General features: G+C 54.2%; 15 protein-coding genes. 5 read left to right on the plus strand and 10 right to left on the minus strand.

Features of this window, described 5'->3' with window-relative positions:
* Window positions 1-51 precede the first annotated feature (51 nt).
* Together JK231_RS22405 and JK231_RS22410 are read right to left on the minus strand one after the other, a co-directional pair.
* Window positions 52-1,347: a citrate:proton symporter gene (locus JK231_RS22405; protein ID WP_211729569.1), complete on the minus strand. Its 1,296-nt coding sequence runs from the start codon at window positions 1,345-1,347 to the stop codon at window positions 52-54.
* Between the two features lie 333 nt (window positions 1,348-1,680).
* Window positions 1,681-2,811 carry an L-dopachrome tautomerase-related protein gene (locus JK231_RS22410; RefSeq protein WP_097117822.1) on the minus strand — a complete coding sequence of 377 codons (1,131 nt, stop codon included), beginning with the start codon at window positions 2,809-2,811 and terminating at the stop codon, window positions 1,681-1,683.
* A gap of 136 nt (window positions 2,812-2,947) precedes the next feature.
* Here JK231_RS22410 and JK231_RS22415 point away from each other — a divergent pair, with 136 nt between their 5' ends.
* Entirely contained in the window at window positions 2,948-3,829 is an 882-nt protein-coding gene (locus tag JK231_RS22415; protein WP_034827577.1) for a LysR family transcriptional regulator, read from the plus strand.
* A gap of 362 nt (window positions 3,830-4,191) precedes the next feature.
* Entirely contained in the window at window positions 4,192-6,387 is a 2,196-nt protein-coding gene (gene fhuE, locus JK231_RS22420; protein WP_211729570.1) for a ferric-rhodotorulic acid/ferric-coprogen receptor FhuE, read from the plus strand.
* A gap of 123 nt (window positions 6,388-6,510) precedes the next feature.
* On the opposite strand, the gene JK231_RS22425 is transcribed toward fhuE, so the two are convergent.
* Together JK231_RS22425 and JK231_RS22430 are read right to left on the minus strand one after the other, a co-directional pair.
* The gene (locus JK231_RS22425; RefSeq protein WP_211729571.1) at window positions 6,511-7,587 is read right to left on the minus strand and encodes a nickel transporter; all 1,077 of its coding nucleotides are present in this window, start codon (window positions 7,585-7,587) and stop codon (window positions 6,511-6,513) included.
* 188 nt (window positions 7,588-7,775) lie between these two features.
* Window positions 7,776-8,924 carry an acyl-CoA dehydrogenase family protein gene (locus tag JK231_RS22430; protein ID WP_211729572.1) on the minus strand — a complete coding sequence of 383 codons (1,149 nt, stop codon included), beginning with the start codon at window positions 8,922-8,924 and terminating at the stop codon, window positions 7,776-7,778.
* Window positions 8,925-9,135: 211 nt separating this feature from the next.
* On the opposite strand from JK231_RS22430, the gene JK231_RS22435 reads away from it, so the two are divergent.
* The gene (locus JK231_RS22435; RefSeq protein ID WP_097117826.1) at window positions 9,136-10,194 is read left to right on the plus strand and encodes an ABC transporter substrate-binding protein; all 1,059 of its coding nucleotides are present in this window, start codon (window positions 9,136-9,138) and stop codon (window positions 10,192-10,194) included.
* A 119-nt stretch (window positions 10,195-10,313) separates the two neighbouring features.
* Here the strand turns inward: JK231_RS22435 and JK231_RS22440 are convergent, their stop codons facing one another.
* From JK231_RS22440 to JK231_RS22450, 3 genes are all read right to left on the minus strand, one after another.
* Window positions 10,314-11,363, minus strand: coding sequence for a PLP-dependent cysteine synthase family protein (locus JK231_RS22440; protein WP_097117827.1), 1,050 nt, complete (start codon window positions 11,361-11,363; stop codon window positions 10,314-10,316).
* Window positions 11,364-11,468: 105 nt separating this feature from the next.
* Window positions 11,469-12,476, minus strand: a complete 1,008-nt coding sequence (locus JK231_RS22445; protein WP_160833276.1) for an ABC transporter permease subunit — start codon at window positions 12,474-12,476, stop codon at window positions 11,469-11,471.
* A gap of 10 nt (window positions 12,477-12,486) precedes the next feature.
* Entirely contained in the window at window positions 12,487-13,560 is a 1,074-nt protein-coding gene (locus JK231_RS22450; protein WP_211729573.1) for an ABC transporter substrate-binding protein, read from the minus strand.
* Window positions 13,561-13,768: 208 nt separating this feature from the next.
* Between JK231_RS22450 and JK231_RS22455 the strand changes: the two genes are divergently transcribed.
* Window positions 13,769-14,545, plus strand: coding sequence for an ABC transporter ATP-binding protein (locus JK231_RS22455; RefSeq protein ID WP_211729574.1), 777 nt, complete (start codon window positions 13,769-13,771; stop codon window positions 14,543-14,545).
* Here JK231_RS22455 and JK231_RS22460 read toward each other — a convergent pair.
* Entirely contained in the window at window positions 14,542-15,441 is a 900-nt protein-coding gene (locus tag JK231_RS22460; RefSeq protein ID WP_211729575.1) for a LysR family transcriptional regulator, read from the minus strand. The genes JK231_RS22455 and JK231_RS22460 overlap by 4 nt on opposite strands.
* A 156-nt stretch (window positions 15,442-15,597) precedes the next feature.
* Between JK231_RS22460 and JK231_RS22465 the strand changes: the two genes are divergently transcribed.
* Entirely contained in the window at window positions 15,598-16,110 is a 513-nt protein-coding gene (locus JK231_RS22465) for a polyketide cyclase (RefSeq protein WP_097117832.1), read from the plus strand.
* Between the two features lie 73 nt (window positions 16,111-16,183).
* Here JK231_RS22465 and JK231_RS22470 read toward each other — a convergent pair whose 3' ends face one another.
* Window positions 16,184-17,254, minus strand: a complete 1,071-nt coding sequence (locus JK231_RS22470) for an ABC transporter ATP-binding protein (protein ID WP_211729576.1) — start codon at window positions 17,252-17,254, stop codon at window positions 16,184-16,186.
* A complete protein-coding gene (locus JK231_RS22475) occupies window positions 17,247-19,016 on the minus strand; it encodes an iron ABC transporter permease (protein WP_211729577.1) in 1,770 nt (589 codons plus the stop codon). The genes JK231_RS22470 and JK231_RS22475 overlap by 8 nt, the downstream gene beginning before the upstream one ends.
* Window positions 19,017-19,076: the final 60 nt, after the last annotated feature.

Genomic DNA, 19,076 nt, shown 5'->3' on the forward strand with positions numbered 1-19,076 from the left:
AGTCAAGGGTGTAGCCGCGGAAAATAGCGGCTACAAGGGGATAAATATATTCTATATACTGCGATGAAACGGGAAGCAACCGGTGATCAGTGCGACCACTAATAATACAATTGAGGTGATAAACGACCAACGCAGCGTGAACCGTTGTGTCTGTGCATAATCCAGTTTCAGCATGCCGACCAATAAATAGGTCGAGGCAACCAGTGGGCTGAGAATATGAACCGGCTGACCAACTAATGCCGCGCGTGCCATTTCAATCGGTTCGATACCGTAGTGTCCGGCAGCCTGCACCAGCACCGGCAGCATGCCGAAATAGAACACATCGTTCGATACCATCCAGGTGACGGGAATACTGATCAAGGCAGTAATCACCGCCAGATAAGGGCCGAGTGCAGCGGGAATAGTGTGCACAATCGCCTGTGCCAGGGCGTTCGCCATACCGGTTTCAGCAAAAATGCCGGTAAACACCGCCGCAGCGAAAATCAATCCGGCTACGGCAAGGATGGCGGGCGCATGGCGGCCGATCTGCTCCTGCTGTTGGCTCAGTTGCGGATAATTGACAACGAACATGATGGCGGTGGCCAGCATAAACAGATACGCCATGGGCATCACATCCAGAACCAGGAAGGTCATCAATGCAATGGTCAGCGCCCAGTTAAACCAGAAACGCCAGGCCACGCAGTGTTTCTCTTCAAACTGCAGCACGGCAGGTTCCACCGGGACATGCGGCTGGAAACCCAGACGTTTGCGTTCACTTCTGCCGAGCATCACCGCCAGGATAAAAGTCCATGCCACGCAGGCCAGCAGCGGAATCAGCAGCGGGACAAACAGAGCAGAGACGTCAGCCTGAACGGCGGCGGCCGCACGCGCCGTGGGTCCACCCCACGGAAACATATTGCCCAGCCCGGTGCACTGTAATAGCAGAGCGGCAACGCTGAGCTTTGATAATCCGATGCGTTCATATATCGGCATAAACGCGGAAAGCACGATCATATATACGGTCGCGCCATCACCATCCAGGGCAACAATAAAGCCAAGCAGTGCGGTGCCGACAAATATTTTCACCGGATCGCCATCGACTGCAGAAACGATTCTTTTAATAATCGGATCAAACATCCCAGCATCCGTTACGCTCATAAAATAGAGCATCGCGAATATCAACATGACGCCAGTGGGCGCAACGGTACGCAATCCTTTGATCACCATGGCACCCATATCCGCGCCATGGCCAGATAACAATGCGAATAGCGTGGGGATAAGGATTAATGCAGTCAGAGCGGAAAGCTTTTTGCTCATTAATAAGCCAATAAAGCAGATTATCATAAGCAGACTGATGATCAGCAGCATGACGAGGGTTCCTGTCCAGAGGGATAGAGCACGTTTGTGGGTAGCAAACGCAATGTGTTCGGAATAAATAAAAAACAGCGAATGATTATTTATTGTTCAAATTAACCTTCTGCAACCTCGTCTATCTGGCAATATTATCCAGCGTTTTTTTCGGCAGGCACAAGGTTAGGGATACGCGAAAGTTGTGCGTAACCTCTTAGTTTTAATAAATTTAAAATAGCGAACGGTGATGATTTATCTGGGTGTTATTTCCTCCTGTTTATCAATAAAGAGATCGTTGAATAAGCGCGGCGTGACTACCGCGCTAAATAGCTTTAATCGGCACGTTATGGCTTATTGATGATCCCGCGGCGAAGGCTTAATCGGTAACGGCAGACGGTACAGCTTCACCGGATATTCCACGGTTGACGGTTTGCCGCCGGTGGTCGCAGGCGTGCGATTGATCTGTCCGGACGGCATCCACAGTGCGCCGTCAGATACCCACATCGCGTCAATCCACACCAGGCGGGGATCCTGCACCACGGTAGTGACTTTGCCATCGGGCGCAATACGTTTAATGCTGCGGGTATTGATATCCGACGCATAGATATTGCCTTCGGCATCAATGGCCGTTCCGCCGGTGCTCCAGGTTTCGCGTACTTTCTCCGCATGCTTCGCCACTTCTGCAGCCGATAGGGCACTGTCGTTCAGATAACGGGTTTCAATGCGAGCCAGCGGCCCCGGGATCGCCTGGTAATAGAGCCATTTGCCATCCGGCGAAACTTCCAGCTGATCGAGACCCACGCGTTTTTCACGGCCATCGCGCAGAATCAACTTCTTGCCATCTGCATAAATCGGCTGATGATCAATCGAGAGAGGGTGGTTATCCAGCACCCGCCAGCTTTTGCCACTTTTCAGGTTCAGCACCACTAATCCCACCGCACCCGGATCGGTGATATAGGCAAAATCGCCATTAAATCGCACATCATCCAGATAGCTGGTGGGTTGCAGCGTTGGAGCCTTGAACACATAGCTATTGACCACTTTGCCAGTTGCCAGATTGATGTGGACCAGTTTGGCGCCACCGGCCACGGCCTGATCGCCGGTGCCAATCCCCTTATTGCCCGAATCCATCACCCATAGATCGCCATCCGGACCGATGCGCAGCGCATTAACGTGGTAGAAATGATGCTCCGGATCGTTAGCGTTCCACTGATTCCAACTGTCATCGGGAAAGGCTTTCAGCTGATTGTTGATCACTTCCGCCAGTTGCAGACCCGCACCTTCCGATTGCGTTAACGAGGCGAACAGACGGTTGTCATGACTGACGGTAATGCCATTCCACACGCGCGGTGAGGTGGCGACCTGCTCCAGACGACTGTCCTGTTGCATCGGTAACGTCACCGGCAGCGTGTCTTGTGCCAAAACCTGTGCGCTGCTGGCCAAAGCGATCATCGCGACCAGTGTTTTCAGTGAATGTTTCATCCTTTACTCCCTTGTTAAGCGCCACAAGGTGACGCGAACAGCGTGTTGCTCTGTTGTTAATGTCATTCCATCCTGGCAGCGTAGAGTGATAAATTATATTCTCTGAATTTTATCAATTGATTCCTGGTGGGAATGAATGGAACTGAAAGATCTGCATTATCTGCTGGCGGTGAAGGAAACAGGACATCTGGGTAAGGCGGCGCAATCCCTTGGTATCACTCAGCCCGCCTTAACCAAATGTCTGCAACGTCTGGAGAAGTTTTACGCCACGCGGTTAATTCTCAAGGTGGGGCGTGGGATGCAACTCACCGAAGCGGGACTACTACTTTGTGAACGTGCTCAAAAAGTCGTGCACATGATGCAGGTCACCCGGCAGGATTTACAGGCGCTGGGTGCGGGAACGGCGGGCGTTATCCGGTTAGGCGTGGCGGCCACGGCAGCGGAATTTATGCTACCGGTACTGAGTAAGGACTTGTTGCACAAAGCTCCCACCGCCAGACTCGAAGTGACGGTCGGGATGAATGATTTGCTGCAAAAGTTACTGCGTGAGAACAAAGTCGATTTGATTCTGGGTTTTCTGCCACAGGGGAACAGCGAGTTTATTACCCGTCCGCTGATTGAGGATCCGGTGGTGATTGCCGCCAGTCGTCACCATCCGCTGGCGAACATTCATCCGACGCCTGAACAGCTTGATGAATATAACTGGTTGTTACCTTCCGATAACGTCGCGACGCGTCAGTGGCTGGAACAACGCTTGCGCAGCGGTGGCTATGCGGCGCCGCGCGCGCAAATGGAAAGTAATACGCTGTCCCCGCTGCGCGCCGTGCTGGCGCAAACCCAGTTGTTGAGTTTTCTTTCCCGCCGCTTATTAAAAGGTGAGGGCGGTGAGTTGATTGAAATTCCACTGCCGCTGGTCATGATGCCGCGTACCTTTGGCTGGCAATTCCGCTCACTCAGTGAGCTTTCACCCGCTTCACGTCTTCTCGTGGATTTGGCGGAAAAACGCTGGCCCTGGTGATCCGTTGAATACCATCACGACGAGAACCTGTGATTTATCACAGGTTTGCTCCAATAATCTGCGTGATAATGTCCGAAAATAACCCACCTGTATTATTAATCATTGAAGAATAAGGAAATATCCAAATGTAAAATTGCCGGATAACCGGTAACAATTTCTTGCAATAGTAATCTTAATGCGTATATTTCTCATTTGCTTTCTTAACGGCATTTTTACGGTCGTTCTGTTTGTGCCAGGACGGCACGGTCGGGAAATACCTCATCCTGATATTCCTTTTCAGCACGTTATTTATGGCTGGATCTAACAGACGTCAGCAGCTATGCCGCCAACACAAAATAACGATAAGTTGATTGAGGAATATTATGTCTTTCAAAGAAAAGCGCGTCAGGGAATCTGGCCGTGCGCCGCAACGTGCCTTGCGTGTCTCTCTGCTGGCAATGATGGTGGCGTCAGGTATTGCCCAGGCCGCGGATAGCACCAAAACAGAACAAACTCTGACTGTGGATGCCAGCGCCAGCAGCGATGCGCAAGAGCAGGCAGCAAAAGATTACAGCGTCCCGGTCACCCGTGCCGGTACCAAAATGGCATTGACCGCACGTGATATTCCGCAATCGGTCAGCATTGTCAGCAAGCAGCGTATGCAAGATCAGCAGCTGCAATCCCTGAATGACGTACTGTCGAATACCACCGGTATTAGAGGCGTCAGCAGCGATATGGATCGTACGAACTACTACTCACGCGGTTTCATCATCGATAACTACATGGTTGATGGCATACCTACCGCTTTTGCATCACGCTGGAACCTGGGCGATGCCCAAACCGATATGGCGTTGTACGAGCGAGTTGAAGTGGTGCGCGGTGCCACCGGCCTGTTGACCGGCCCAGGTAACCCGTCAGCTTCCATCAACATGGTGCGTAAGCACGCCGATAGCAAAGAGTTCACCGGGAATCTGGAAGCGAGCTACGGCAGCTGGGATAAACAGCGCTATGTCGCCGATCTCTCTGCGCCGCTGTCGCCTGAAGGCAACGTGCGTGGCCGCGTAGTGGCGGGTTACGAAGATAAAAACAGCTTTATCGAGCGCTATGGCTTCGAGAAGAAATTCATCTACGGTGTGGTGGATGCTGACCTGACCGATAAAACCAAGCTGTCTGTGGGTTATGAATTTACCCAGGTCGATACCGACTCCCCAATGTGGAGTGGTTCGCCGCGTTGGTATACTGACGGTTCACAAACGCATCTACGTCGCGGGTACAACACTTCGCCAGAGTGGGCTTACAATAACAAAGAAAACAAAAAGGTCTTTGTTAACCTGCAGCAGAACTTCGATAACGGCTGGAACATTACGCTTAACGGCACACACAATGAGATGTTCCTCGACAGTAAGCAGCTCTACATTGATGGCTATTTCGATAAGAACACCGGTATCGGCACCTCGCCATATGCTAATTACCCTGTTGTAGGCGGCACTGGATACAACACCGGTAAACGTAAAGTCGATGCCGTCGATGCGTTCGCCAGCGGCCCGTATGAATTGTTAGGTCGCCAACATGAACTGATGGTGGGTGTGAATTACAGCCGTCAGGATAATAAATACTACAGCGCGTGGGCAAATATTTCGCCGGCCGAGCTGGGCAATTTCAATAACTTCAATGGCAACTTCCCGGAAACCGACTGGAATCCACGTGAGCCGGCATCAGACACGCAATTAGTACGTCAGAAATCCGCTTATGTCGCTACTCGCCTTTCACTGGCCGATCCGCTACATGTTATTTTAGGTGCGCGTTATACCAACTGGAATCGTGAGACGCTGAGTGCAGAGATGGAGAAGAACAACACGACACCTTACGGCGGTGTGATTTGGGACTTCTATGATAACTGGTCAGCTTACGCTAGCTATACCTCAGTATTCCAGCCACAAGATTATCAGGATGCTTCGGGTGGTTACCTTTCACCTGTCATTGGTAAGAACTATGAAGCTGGTGTTAAGTCTGATTGGTTGAACAGCCGTCTGACCACTTCAATTTCAGTATTCCGTTCAGAACTGGACAACGTTGCGGAAGCAACTGGGGCGACCAACCCGGATACCGGTAATGCCATCTACGTTGGTAAGAGTGGCGTAGTCAGCCGTGGCGTCGAGTTCGAAGTGAACGGTGCGCTTACGGATAACTGGCAGATGACCTTCGGTGGCACCACCTATGTGGCTGAAGACCGTGATGGTGAGAACTACAACTCACAGCTGCCACGCACCTCGTTCAACCTGTTCACCAGCTATCGTCTGCCGATGCTGGATCAGCTGACGCTGGGCGGCGGTGTGAACTGGCAGTCGAAGACGTACAAAGACGTTGGCGCACCGGACGGCAATGGCACCTGGCGCGCACGTCAGGGCAGCTATGCGTTGGTTGATCTTTTCGCACGTTACGACGTGACGAAAAACCTGAGCGTGCAGGGAAATCTGAACAACCTGTTCGACAAAGAGTATGACGAAAACGTCGGTAGTGGCGGCATCGTTTATGGCGAACCTCGTAGCTTCTCGGTGACTGCGTCTTACCGTTTCTGATTTCAACCAACCGGGCACGCAGCGATGGGTGCTCTGCCAGGATTCACGTGGGTGTTCGTGAGTGAATGGCAGGGGCGGCAAGGATGCCGGCCCGGCGTTGTTCGCATCAGACTTGATAAATTATCAACATCCCGCCGCAATATAATCCCCGTTCGCACTGATCGGTACTACGGTTAAAAACAGCACCAGCGCAAATAAGATCAGCAAAGCGCCTCCGGCAATACGTACCATCCCCAGTATTTGGTGCGTGCGTGGCGATGACTCAGCCAACCACAATTCTCCCGCGCGATGACGGAAATGGCGAACAAACAGGGCCAGCGCAACCAGCGCCATGCCGGTGCCGAGTGCCATGGTCATCACCGCAAACATGCCCCAACGGGTAATACCAATCACGCTGGCAAACAGCAGCACTGTAAGTGCGCCGCTGCAAGGGCGTGCGCCCGTGGCAATAATAATGCCGATCCACGCTTTCCAGTTATCCACTGATTCCGTAATTATGCCGTGATGATGGCCACAGCCGTCATGATGCTGCTCATGCTCATGCTCATGCTCATGCTCATGCTCATGCTCATGCTCATGCTCATGCTCATGCTCATGCTCATGCTCATCTTGATGCTGATGCTGATGCTGATGCTGATGCTGATGCTGATGCTGATGCTGATGCTGATGCTGATGCTGATCTTGGTGCAGGTGTTGATGTTGGTACAGATGCTTATTGCGACCTCGCCAGGCTTGCACCATCATCATCACGCCGAGCGCGGCGATAAACAGCGCGCTGGCTTTTTCCAGATACCAGCGACTAGTGCTGAGATCGCCAGTCGTCAGGTTAAAGCCAACGGCCAGGATAAACACAAAGGCGATGGCGCTGAGGCCCTGCACCAGGCTGCCAAGAAACGGCACGGTGAGGGCGACACCACGCGGCGGTTGATGAGTAGTGAGCCAGGTGGTGACGATAAATTTGCCATGTCCAGGGCCAACCGCGTGCAGGATGCCATAAATGAAGGTCACGCCAATCAACCACAACCCCGCGCTGTATTGCCCGCTATTGATTTGCAGCAGATGCGTCACCAGCAGGCGGTGGAGTTGGATCTGCGTTTGCAGTGACCAGGCGAGAAACGCCGTCCAATGAGAAAAAAGCACGGCGAGCGCGGCAAAAATTGCCAGCGCTACAAGAGTAAATCCATTTTTAGTGGCAGTCATAGCTATCAGATATCGCGGCCCTTAAAACGGACAGCATGCAGGATTTTAGTGCGATTTTATAGGGTGTAAGGCGGAAGTAATCTGGGCGCTCCAATAGCCATTAAACGTGAAAACAAAGGTTGGTGATGCTGGAAGCAGCAACCTGGCTCAAAAGCATCAGTGCCCATGTCACCTGCGCAAACGTAACGTTATGAAGTATTCTTTTCAGCAGCCAGGGCGGTTTTGCCCACGGAAGTGAAAATGGCATCACTCTGCGGGGTGTGAATGCGACCACACAACACATTACGATAGTGACGTTGTAACGGATGGTGGCGCGTTAACGCATGATTACCAATGCTTTCCACCATCAGCTCAACGGCACGGATGGCATTTTCTGTCACCACCTGTTTGATCTGTGCTGTATGGCCGCTAGCCACTTGACCGCGTGCGGCACTGTTAAGCAGCGTGTGATTAGTGAACAGCAGTGTATCAATCTGTCCGACTAACTCCTGAAAACGTGGCAAGGATGCCAGCGGTGCACCGAGGTTGGCAGGAGCGCGCTGTTGTAAAAAGCCGATAAACCAGTCGCGTGCACTTTGAGCAATCGCGTCATAAAGCGAGCCGAGTAGGACGGCTAACCACACAGACTCTTCTTCATTTAGCCCGGGTTTCGGCGTGCTCCAGGGCGCAACGTTGACCGCGTGATTGAGCGGAATGAGCACCTCATCTAACACCACGCGATGGCTACAGGTGCCGCGCATTCCCAGATGATCCCATTCATCGACGATTTGGATGCCTGGCGCATCGGCGGGCACCAGATAACCGCCGACCAACGGATCGACATCATCACTGCTGGCCCAGACGAGAAACCAGCTCAGCCCATAGCTGCCGGTGGAGTAAATCTTCTCGCCACTGATGCGCCAGCCCTCGGCGGTTCGTCGCGCTCGGGTTGCGGGCAAACCGCCACGCGCTGGCGTACCCAGTTCAGGCTCGACGCGCAGCGCATTGATTAACGCGCCCTCGGTGACCACGCTGCTCGCCACTGTAGCGCGTACATCAACAGGCCAATTTGATTCCTCACTCAGCCGCCGGGTATTGAGATACTGCATGATCAGAATCAGTGCTGCGGAGGGTTCGCCGCGCGCGACTGCCTGAATGATCGCCTGACAATCGCGTAAATCGCCACCGCTGCCGCCAGCGGAGACGGGCAAAGCGAAATGCAACAATCCCAGTTGTTGCAGATGAGCAAAAGCCGCGCGCGGAAATTCACCGCTGTGATCGACCTGTTCGGCATGTTCAGCTAATTGTTCGGTGAGGGCTGGCAATAATTCAGCGAGAAAAGGCGTGTTATTTGCCATTAAGAAAACCTTGTTTATCGATGAATAACATAGGGTCGATTGTTTCCTGATATGGCTAGGCTGTAAAAGCAATAAAACCGCTTAACACATGCGTAATCGGCATAATTGCACAGCTGGTTGCGCTGTTAATTAACGATTAATCTGCCTGCTACTGAAATGAATGATTACAACGCTCACTCTTTCACCTGTATATATTTTTGGGAGTAAAATCATGCCAGAAAATTATTTACTTTCGCGTCGTCGCTTTCTTGGGTATTCCGCCGCAGCGATGATGGCGTCTACGTTACCAGGGCGCAGTTTCGCCGAAGATCAGATGCACAATATGCCGATGTCCGGCGACCTGTTGCAGGGTGGTGCGGGTAAATGGGCACTGGCGAAACCCACGCACATTCGCCTCGCGGTGAACCTTAATGCCATTTGCCTGGCACCGGTTGTGGTGGCCGATCAACATAATTTCTTCAAAGCTCACAACCTTGAAGTGGAATTCGTCAACTTTGGCAATTCCACCGAATTATTGCTGGAGTCGATTGCCACGGGGAAAGCGGAAGCCGCCATCGGCATGGCACTGCGCTGGTTAAAAGCGCTGGAGCAGGGCTTCGATGTGAAACTCACCGCAGGCACGCACGGTGGCTGCATGCGCTTATTAGCGCGCAGTGACGGTCCCGCCACGCTGGAGCAGCTAAAAGGCAAAACCATCGGCGTTACCGATATGGCGGGCGCAGATAAGAACTTCTTTTCACTGATGCTGAAAAAGCACGGCGTCGATCCCAATACCGACGTGAACTGGCGTGTATTCCCCCAAGATTTGCTGCCAATGGTGTTGGAGAAAGGGGAAATTCAGGCCGCCAGCGGTTCAGATCCGATTATGTGGCGCCTGGCGCAGAAGCCGGGCTATCGCGAAGTCGGTACTAATTTGATGGATGAGTACGCCAACCTGAGTTGCTGTGTGGTGGGCACGCGTGGCGGTTTGATTCGCGAACAGCCAGAGGTGGCTGCCGCGATTACCCATGCCATCCTGCAAGCGCACGCCTATGCTGCGCAGCATCCCGAAGCGATCGGTAGCGAGTTCAACGGTCAGGCGCTGAATACCACGCCGCAGGAGATCGCCAGCGTACTGAAAACCCATACCCATGGGCACTATTCGGTGGGCAATGCCTTCGTCAAAGAGATCGATGTTTATGCGCGGGATTTGAAGGCTATTAAAGTGCTGCGGCCAGAAACCGATCCGCTGCTGTTCGCTAAGGGTATCACCAGCAATGTGCTGGTGTGAGGGGCGATCTTATAACGCGCAATTTGATGTGGCGGAGTGATTTATCGCGCATTCATCGAGCAGCGTTGTTGCTCAGGAATGCGCCATAAATGACATCGTGATAAAGAAAACCCGGCGAATCAGGCAATCTTTTGTGATGTCTGAATCGCATTTGCTAGCTTGAAAGTCTCAGCAGGCACCTGATGCGCAAACAACTGCGTCGACAGGTAGCTGCTGCCGCCATCTGCCAACAAAACCACGATACGCTTGCCGTGATTCTCCGGCCGCGCCGCCACCTGTTCTGCCGCCCACAATACGGCCCCGGAAGAGTCACCCACCAACACGCCTTCGCTGAGCGCCAGTTGACGTGCCGCCGCATACGCTTGCCAGGTTTCTACGGCGATCACTTCGTCATACACTCGGTGGTCCAGATTCGCCGGGATGCGTTCGGGCGGCTGATTGCTAAAGGCGTGCACCCCGGTGATCTCCAGCGGTTCCGGACGCAATTCGCTGGGTTGTGAACCCACGCCAGGCTCCACCGCGATCACCTGCAGGCTTGGGTACTGCTGTTTGAGATAGCGTCCGGTTCCCGACAGTGTGCCGCCGGTTCCCACTGCCGCAATAAAGATATCCAGCTTGCCGCCGCTGTCGCGCCAGATCTCTGGCCCGGTAGTCTGAACGTGCACGGCCGGGTTGGCGGGATTCTCCAGCTGTAACAAAAAATGGACTTCCGGCTCCGCAGCGGTGACCTTTTCCGCCAGCCATTTGGTGGCGGCGACAAAATCGCCATTGCTGGCTTCATAAAACTCTCGGAAGCCCTCAATGGTGCTGAACGGCACCACTTCAGCACCGTAAGCCTGAATCAGTTGCGTGCGTTCGATGCTAACAAAATCATTGATATAGACGCGGAATTTATAGCCCTTAGCGGCGGCAATCGCCGCCAATCCAATCCCGGTATTACCGCTGGTGGTTTCTACCAGCGTGTCGCCAGGCTGAATGGTGCCGTTGCGCTCAGCGGCTTCGATCATGCTGAGTGCGATGCGATCCTTGACGCTGTGATTAGGATTAAACAGCTCCAGTTTGGCGATCAGTTCGGCCTGAATCTCTTGTTGCTGGGCATAACGCGAGAGCCGCAGCAGCGGGGTATTGCCAATCAGTTCGGTGATTGACGAGGAAATTTTTGCAACCATAGTTCACCTCGTTGGTGGAGTAGCCTGCCTGGGCGCCATGATTGACGCCCCTTGAGATGTGGCAACGTTTCTAAAAGGTACGCCTTCAGGCGCATCACCCTGCCGTTACCATTTCACCGCGCTGCGCTGCCACGAAAGCAAACGGTCACGCACCAGGAATAACAGGGAGATCAGGGAAGAGAACAGCAGCGCCATCACGATCAGCGCCGCATACATATTGGCGTAGGCCGCCCAGCCCTGTGCCCACTGGAGATACCAACCCAGGCCCGATTTCACTCCCATCATCTCTGCGGCAACCAGCACCGAGAACGACGCGCCCAGCCCCATAAATAAGCCGACAAACAGGTGCGGCAATGCGGCGGGTACCGCCACGCGCAGCACCAGGAATATCGAATTGGCGCCCAACGTGCGCGCCACATCGTAGTAACGGGTATCGACGCTGGAAACGCCGGACCAGGTCAGCACGGTCACCGGGAACCAGGTGGCCAGAGCGATGAGAAATACCGCAGCGGAGAAACTGGAGGGGAAGAAGTAAAGTGACAGCGGCAGCAATGCCGTGGATGGCACGGGACCCAGGAAGCGCAAAATCGGATGTACCCAATAGCCGAGTCCTCGCGACCAGCCTATCGCCACGCCGGTCACAAAGCCCACCACGCTGCCGTAGAGAAAACCAAAGGCCAGCAAACGCAGCGAATTGAGCACGCTGTCCAGCAGACGTGGCCAGTCAGTGGCGTAGGCTTCGACCAGTGCGCGCGGCGGTGCAAAGAAGGGCGCGGGCAACAGCGCCAGCTTTCCGGTCACGGTTTCCCACACGCCAATCAGCAGCGCCAGCACAATCAACCACGGCCCGCTACGTTTCAACGGAGCCAGCAGCGCCAGACGCGGAAACACGCCAGAGGCTATTGCCAACACGGTGAGTAACAACGCAATCCCGGCAAACAGTTCATGGGTTTGATCGACAAAGCGCGGGGCAGCAAATCCCTGCGGCTTATCCGGTACCGCCACCATCAGCGCCACTAACGCCCACCATAGCAACAGCGCACCCCAGACGGCGGGTTGCAGGCGGCGCGGTGCTGCACGGTGTTGGGCAATCGTGAGGGTTTCACTGGCCATGACTCTCTCCTTAACTCGACATGTTGCTCATGTGCGCCATGTTACTGGCGTGCTGATGGGCGGATTTGGCGGGCAGCAGTTGCGGCACATAGTGTTCGGCAAACTGCTGCGCATCGGTATCCGGGCGAATCACGTTGATCTTCTTCAACTCCTCAACATAGGTCGCGACTTCACTGCGCAGCTGGGCGCCGGTGGAGTGGTGGTGATGAGTGTGCTCTTTGAGCATCGCGGTGATGTCCTCTACCGGCACCGAACCCGGCACAAACGGCTGGAAGATTTTGGCGGTTTCGGCGGGATGATCGGCCGTCCATTGCTGTGCATCGACGATGGCCTGAGTGATGGCCCGTGCGGTGGCAGGATCGTCGCGCACCAGCGAACCGCGCAGCCCCAGCACGCAGCAGGTCATGGTGACGTATTCTCCTTTCAGGTTGTTGTCGACTTCCAGCAGGTTGTGCTGTTTCTTCAGCAGCCAACCCTGTGGGTCATCGGTGGCCAGTGCCTGTACTTCGCCTTTGCGCAGCGCCTCGCCAAACAGATCGGGCGGATACTGCAGCCAGTTGACTTGTTTATCAGGATCGATGCCCTGTTTCGCCAGCTGCACCGCGAAGAAATTACGAATCGGGCTGGCCTGATCGCTGACCGCGACAGATTTACCCACCAAATCTTTTACATCGCGGATGCCGCTGTTTTGCGGGGTCAGTAAACGCATACAGCCGCCGTGAGTCCCGACGGTGAGATCGACGTCAAAGCCTTGTTCCAGCGGTTTTAGCCAGCGTAGCGCCATGCCAATACCACCATCGGCTTGCCCGGTAGCGATCGCCTGCAGCAGCGCATCGGTCGGGCCGCTGAAGTTAACCGGCTCAACGTTGAGGCCATATTTTTTGAAGAAACCCTGTTTCAGGGCAACGGAAATCGGCGCCTGACACACCGCCGTTTGTCCCCACGCCAGTTTGATGGTTTTAAGCGGTTTGTCGTCGGCGAAAACATTGCTGCTCAACAATGGATTCACCGCTACACCGGCGCTAACTAAACCCAGACCGCGCAATAATGCGCGCCGGCTCATAAAGTATTTTTGCATTGCCATTCTGCTTTCCTTGTCATTAAAGATCACGGGCACTATCGCTTAGTGATTTCCCGTCACCAAATAACAATCCCGCATGATGTCATGCAGTTTTTCTTTATGAAAAATGACGGATAGGTTTGCCGAAAAGGCTATTTCAATCAGGAGAGAGAGACGCTTATGGTTATTTGCTGATAACTGTCGGCACACTATTATTTAGCAGGAGCGAAATATGGCCATGACCTCTGCAGGCGTGAATATTGCTATTGAAAAAGTGAATCACCATTTCACGCTTGAAGGCAGTGATTTACCGGTGCTGGAGAATATCAATTTACAGGTGAAGGCCGGTGAATTTGTCGCTCTGCTAGGGCCTTCCGGTTGCGGGAAATCGACTTTATTACGTTTGCTCGCGGGGTTGGAACCTCCAGCCAGCGGTTTGCTGGCGGAAGAGGGGAAAGCCATTACGGCACCCGATCCTTCACGCGTCGTGGTGTTTCAGGACCCCACGCTCTATCCATGGCGCACGGTGTATGACAACGTCGGTCTGGGATTACAGATTCGCGGTGAGAGCCGCGCAATTCGCGATAAACGCATTAACGCGATGCTAGATCGTGTCGGGCTGAAGCAGTTCGCTCGCGCCTGGCCGCATCAGCTATCTGGCGGTATGGCCCAACGTGCTGCACTAGCCAGAGCATTGGTGAATGTGCCGCGTTTACTGATCCTCGATGAACCATTAGGCAAGCTCGACTCGTTGACGCGGTTGCGCATGCAGCAGGAGATTGTTGACCTCTGGCAGGAGCAGCAGTTCACCACGCTGATGGTGACCCATGACGTTGAAGAGGCGCTGGTGATGGCGAACCGTGTGGTGGTGTTCAGCCCACGTCCAGCGAAAGTGGTGGATATGATTGAGGTGGATCTGCCCTGGCCGCGCCGCCGTGATGATCCGCAGCTGGTGGCGCTGCGCAGCCAAATATTGAATCTGCTGGGGAATGAGCAGGCGGCCGCTTAAATCGCCGTAGAGAACAGTAATTCACGCAACCAGCGATGTCCGGCATCGCGGTGCGTGCGTTCATGCCAGACCACGATTTTGTTGAACCCCTTGATCGCTAACGGAGGAGGCAAGACCTTCAAACCAGATAAATCGTGCGTTAAGCGACGCGGCACCACGCTGATCAAATCACTGACGCGTAAGATCTCAGGTAAAACTAAAAAACTGCACACCGAAAGTGTCACGCGTCGCGAACGTCCAACCGCGGCTAACGCCTCATCCGTCACGCCCTTGAAGTTGCCTCCCACGTAGGATACTAAGGCGTGGTCCTGTGCGCAGAAACTGTCGAGCGTTAAACCTGCCTGCGCAGACAGTGGATGGTCCTCGCGCATGAGACACACATACTCTTCATCGTACAGCGAGCGGGCGTGCAGATCGGTTGGGGCACTGTCTGGCGTGATCAACGCGATATCGATGTCACCCCGTTCAAACTGCGCAGATAACTGCTCGTTGTTAACGGGCAATACCGCCACGCGGATACCCGGTGCCTGCACTCGTAATGCGGCCATAAAAGGCACAATGACCGCACGCAGGGCATAGTCGGTGGCCGCGATCTTAATGGTCATTTCGGCGGTCGCAGCGTCAAAGGCTTTGGGCTGCAACAGTTCTGACACTTCCGCCAGGATGGCCTTCACGGGCTGAGCCAGCTCCAGTGCCCGCATTGTCGGAACAACGCCGCGCTGCGCCCGCGTGAACAGCGGATCATCAAAACACTCTCTCAGACGCGTTAACATGCCGCTGACTGCAGGTTGCGTCAGGGCTAAACGCTCAGCCGCGCGGGTGACGCTGCGCTCATCCAGTAAGGCATCCAGCGCTTTGAGCAAATTGAGGTCGAGGTTGCGGATATCGGTTTTCATCATCTTCCGGCGATGGTGTGGCAATACCTCATCATACGCTGCTACCAGATATCACGAAAACGTATATCAAAAATAAATAATGGCGATTGGTCTTATTTCATAGGGAGTCAGATACTTCACCCACGATTTATCCACGGTGAGACGAATGAAATGAAAATGAACGCGATTAACTGGCCAGAAGGATTTGTACCGGGCTTTAGCGATAACTACTGTTCCAACGAAGTGATCGTTGCAGGTTTGAGCACCCAGGATATCTGGCCTCTGCTGAACACGCCGTCACTTTGGCCGACTTATTACCAGAACTCGGCGAATGCGCGCTTCTATGACAATAAAGGCCCGGAACTGGCGCAGGGCGTCCGCTTCTATTTCGAAACCTTTGGCTTCCCGGTGGAAGCGCAGGTCACTGAGTACGTAGCACCCGAAGCGGGTGAAGCCGCCCGTGTTTCCTGGCATGGTTGGGCGGGTGAAGTGGGTAGCGAGGACCGTTTAGATGTTCTGCATGCCTGGCTGATTGAAGATCTCTCTGGCAATCGCGTGCGCATCCTGACCCAGGAAACGCAAAACGGCAAACCGGCGGTTGAGCTGGCGAGCGCGAAACCCAATCCGATGATTAACGGTCATCAGGATTGGCTGGACGGACTGGTTGCGGCTGCCAAAGCGCGCAAATAATTAATGCAGGGTCAAAACCTCAATAAAGCGGCCGAAAGGCCGCCTTCACCATAATCGACCCTGCTGCTAGCAATCAATCTTTAGTGAAAATCCACAGATCCTCTTTCGGCAGTGAGACGCGGAAGCGCTGATTCCCGCGGAACTCCTTGCCATACGCGCGCAGCGCAAAATCATCCCCTTCGGTGCGGAACAGGTATTCCCAGCGATCGCCTAAATACATACTGGTGAGCAAAGGCAGCTCAAGTGCGTTGTCATCAGCGGTGTCAGCGATATTCATACTTTCGACGCGAATCACCGCTGTCCCATCCTGTCCAACCCGCACATCGCCACTCGGTTTACCCCATAGCGCCCATTTTGCCCCGGCAATGCGCGCCCGGCCGCCTTCAACGTGGGTGATTTTGCCGTGCAGACGGTTATTGCTACCCATAAACTCAGCGGCAAACAGCGTTGAGGGCTGGCTGTACATCTCTTGCGGTGTGCCTTGCTGTTCAATCACGCCGTTATTCAGCAACAGAATACGGTCAGAAATCGCCATGGCTTCGTTCTGGTCATGCGTCACCATTAAGGCAGACAGTCCGAGACGAATAATCAGCTCGCGCAAGAACACGCGCGCCTCTTCACGCAATTTGGCATCCAGGTTGGAGAGTGGCTCATCCAGCAAAATCACGGGCGGGTTATAGACCAGCGCACGACCAATCGCCACGCGCTGCTGCTGCCCGCCGGAAAGCTGATGCGGATGGCGTTTGCCAAGATGCCCGAGCCCCAGTTGATCCAACACCGCCTGCACGCGTTGATTAATCTCTGCTGTGGCCACTTTGCGCAACTTGAGCGGGTAGGCCACGTTCTCAAATACGGTTTTGTGCGGCCACAGCGCGTAGGACTGAAAAACCAGGCCGAGATTGCGCTCTTCAGCTGGGATTTCACTTTTCGGCGTGCCATCAAACACCACATTTTTGCCGATAGTAATGCGCCCCTGTGACGGTTTTTCCAGACCAGCCACGGCACGCAATAAGGTGGTTTTGCCGCTGCCGGATGGGCCCAGCAGTGAAACCACTTCGCCTTTTTTCAACTGCATCGATACGCCTTTCAATACAGGATTATCGCCGTACATCAGATGCAAGTTATCTACCGATAATTCAATCATGTAATTTCACTCCAAAGCGTAACGCGATGCCGAGGCCGATCACCACCAGCACGATATTAATCAGGGAGAGCGCAGCCACGATATCAATGGCGCCCGCTGACCACAGTGAGACCAGCATTGAACCGATGGTTTCGGTGCCGGGTGACAGCAGATACACACCGGTTGAGTATTCGCGCTCAAAAATCAGGAACATCAGCAACCACGAGCCAATCAGGCCATGGCGTGACAGCGGTACGGTCACGTGACGCGTGGTTTGTCCCGGGGTGGCACCCACGCTGCGTGCGGCTTCTTCCAGTTCCGGGCCGACCTGCAACAGCGTTGAGGAGATCAGGCGCAAGCCATAAGCCATCCACACCACGGTGTAAGCCAGCCAGACGCTAAAGATGGTTTGACGCAGGGAACGCAGCCAAACGATAAAATTCTCACGCAGCCAGTCAGCAACCGGCAGGCTGGAGAGCCAGCCGTTTTTCAGGGACTGATCGAGCCACATCGGAATGAACAGGAACACCCAGAGAAAAGCCAGACCGGCTAACAGACCCGGCACGGCACGCGGCACCAGCACGCTGTAATCCAGGAAGCGTGTAACCTGATCCTGCTTGCGATGCATGGCGATGCCGACAAACAAATAACAGATCACCGCCACCGCGCCGCCGATCACCCCAATCAGCATCGAGTTGACAATGGCACGCAACAGATTGGGTTGATCCCAGATACTGCGGAAGGTCGCGAAGGATATTTCATCCCACAGTGAGACGCCGACACCCCAATGCGAGATGAACGCACGCATCACCACGCCCAGTAGCGGCACGCCGATGGTGATGGTCAGCCAGGCCAACACCACCGCACCGGCAATCCAGCGCCATTTACCCAACGGCAGGGCGCGCGCTTGTGACGCTTTGCCTTTCATGGTGACAAAACGGTTGGCGGTGCGCATCAGCCAGCGCTGCAGCATCACCAGCGGCACGGTGAAGCAGATCAGCACCACGGCAACAGCGGCCATCAGGTGGTAAGAAGGGGTGCCGAGCTTGTTAGTCAGCTTATACAGATAGGTGGCGAGCACCATGTTGCCTTCCGGATCGCCCAATACCAGCATCAGGCCGAACACCTCTAATCCCAGGAAGAATAGCAGCACACAGGCATACAGAATCGAAGGGCGCACCATCGGTAGGCTGACCGAAGTCATCACCTGTAACGGTGAAGCGCCGACAGTGCGCGCGGCTTCCTCCACATCGGAGCTGACGCTGCGCAGTGCCGATGAAATATAGAGATAGGCGTGTGGCACGAGGGTGAGTCCGGCGATCACCACGATGCTGGTCATCGAGTAGATGTTCCACGGCACCACGCCAAACAGTTGATTCGCCCATTGAGACAAGAAGCCCACCGGCCCGGCGGCAACCACATAGCCAAAGGCCAGCACCATTGGCGAGACAAAGATTGGCACCAGAATCAATGGCTCAATCAGGCGGCGTCCTGGCAGGTTGGTTCTGACCATCAGGAAGGCCAGAATACCGCCGAGTGGAATAGCAATGATCACCAGACCAAAAGCCAGAATAAAGCCCGACTCCAGCGCCTTATAAAAATCAGGATCGGAGAAAATAAATCCAAAAGAACCGAGCGTCAGCTCTTTCTTTTTGGCAAAGAACGGCGCGGAGAGAAAACTCTGCACCACAATAAACATCAGCGGTACGTAAATAACCAATGCCGTGATCAGAACAATCAATGCACGTGGCAAACTCTGCCACTTTTTCAGTAACCTGCTCATATGCCAACCCTATCAAACACCGGAGGCGAAAGGAGATGTTATGCGCCGCGACGGGCGCAT

The sequence above is a fragment of the Pantoea sp. JGM49 genome, from assembly GCF_018257655.1.
GTDB lineage: Bacteria > Pseudomonadota > Gammaproteobacteria > Enterobacterales > Enterobacteriaceae > Pantoea > Pantoea communis.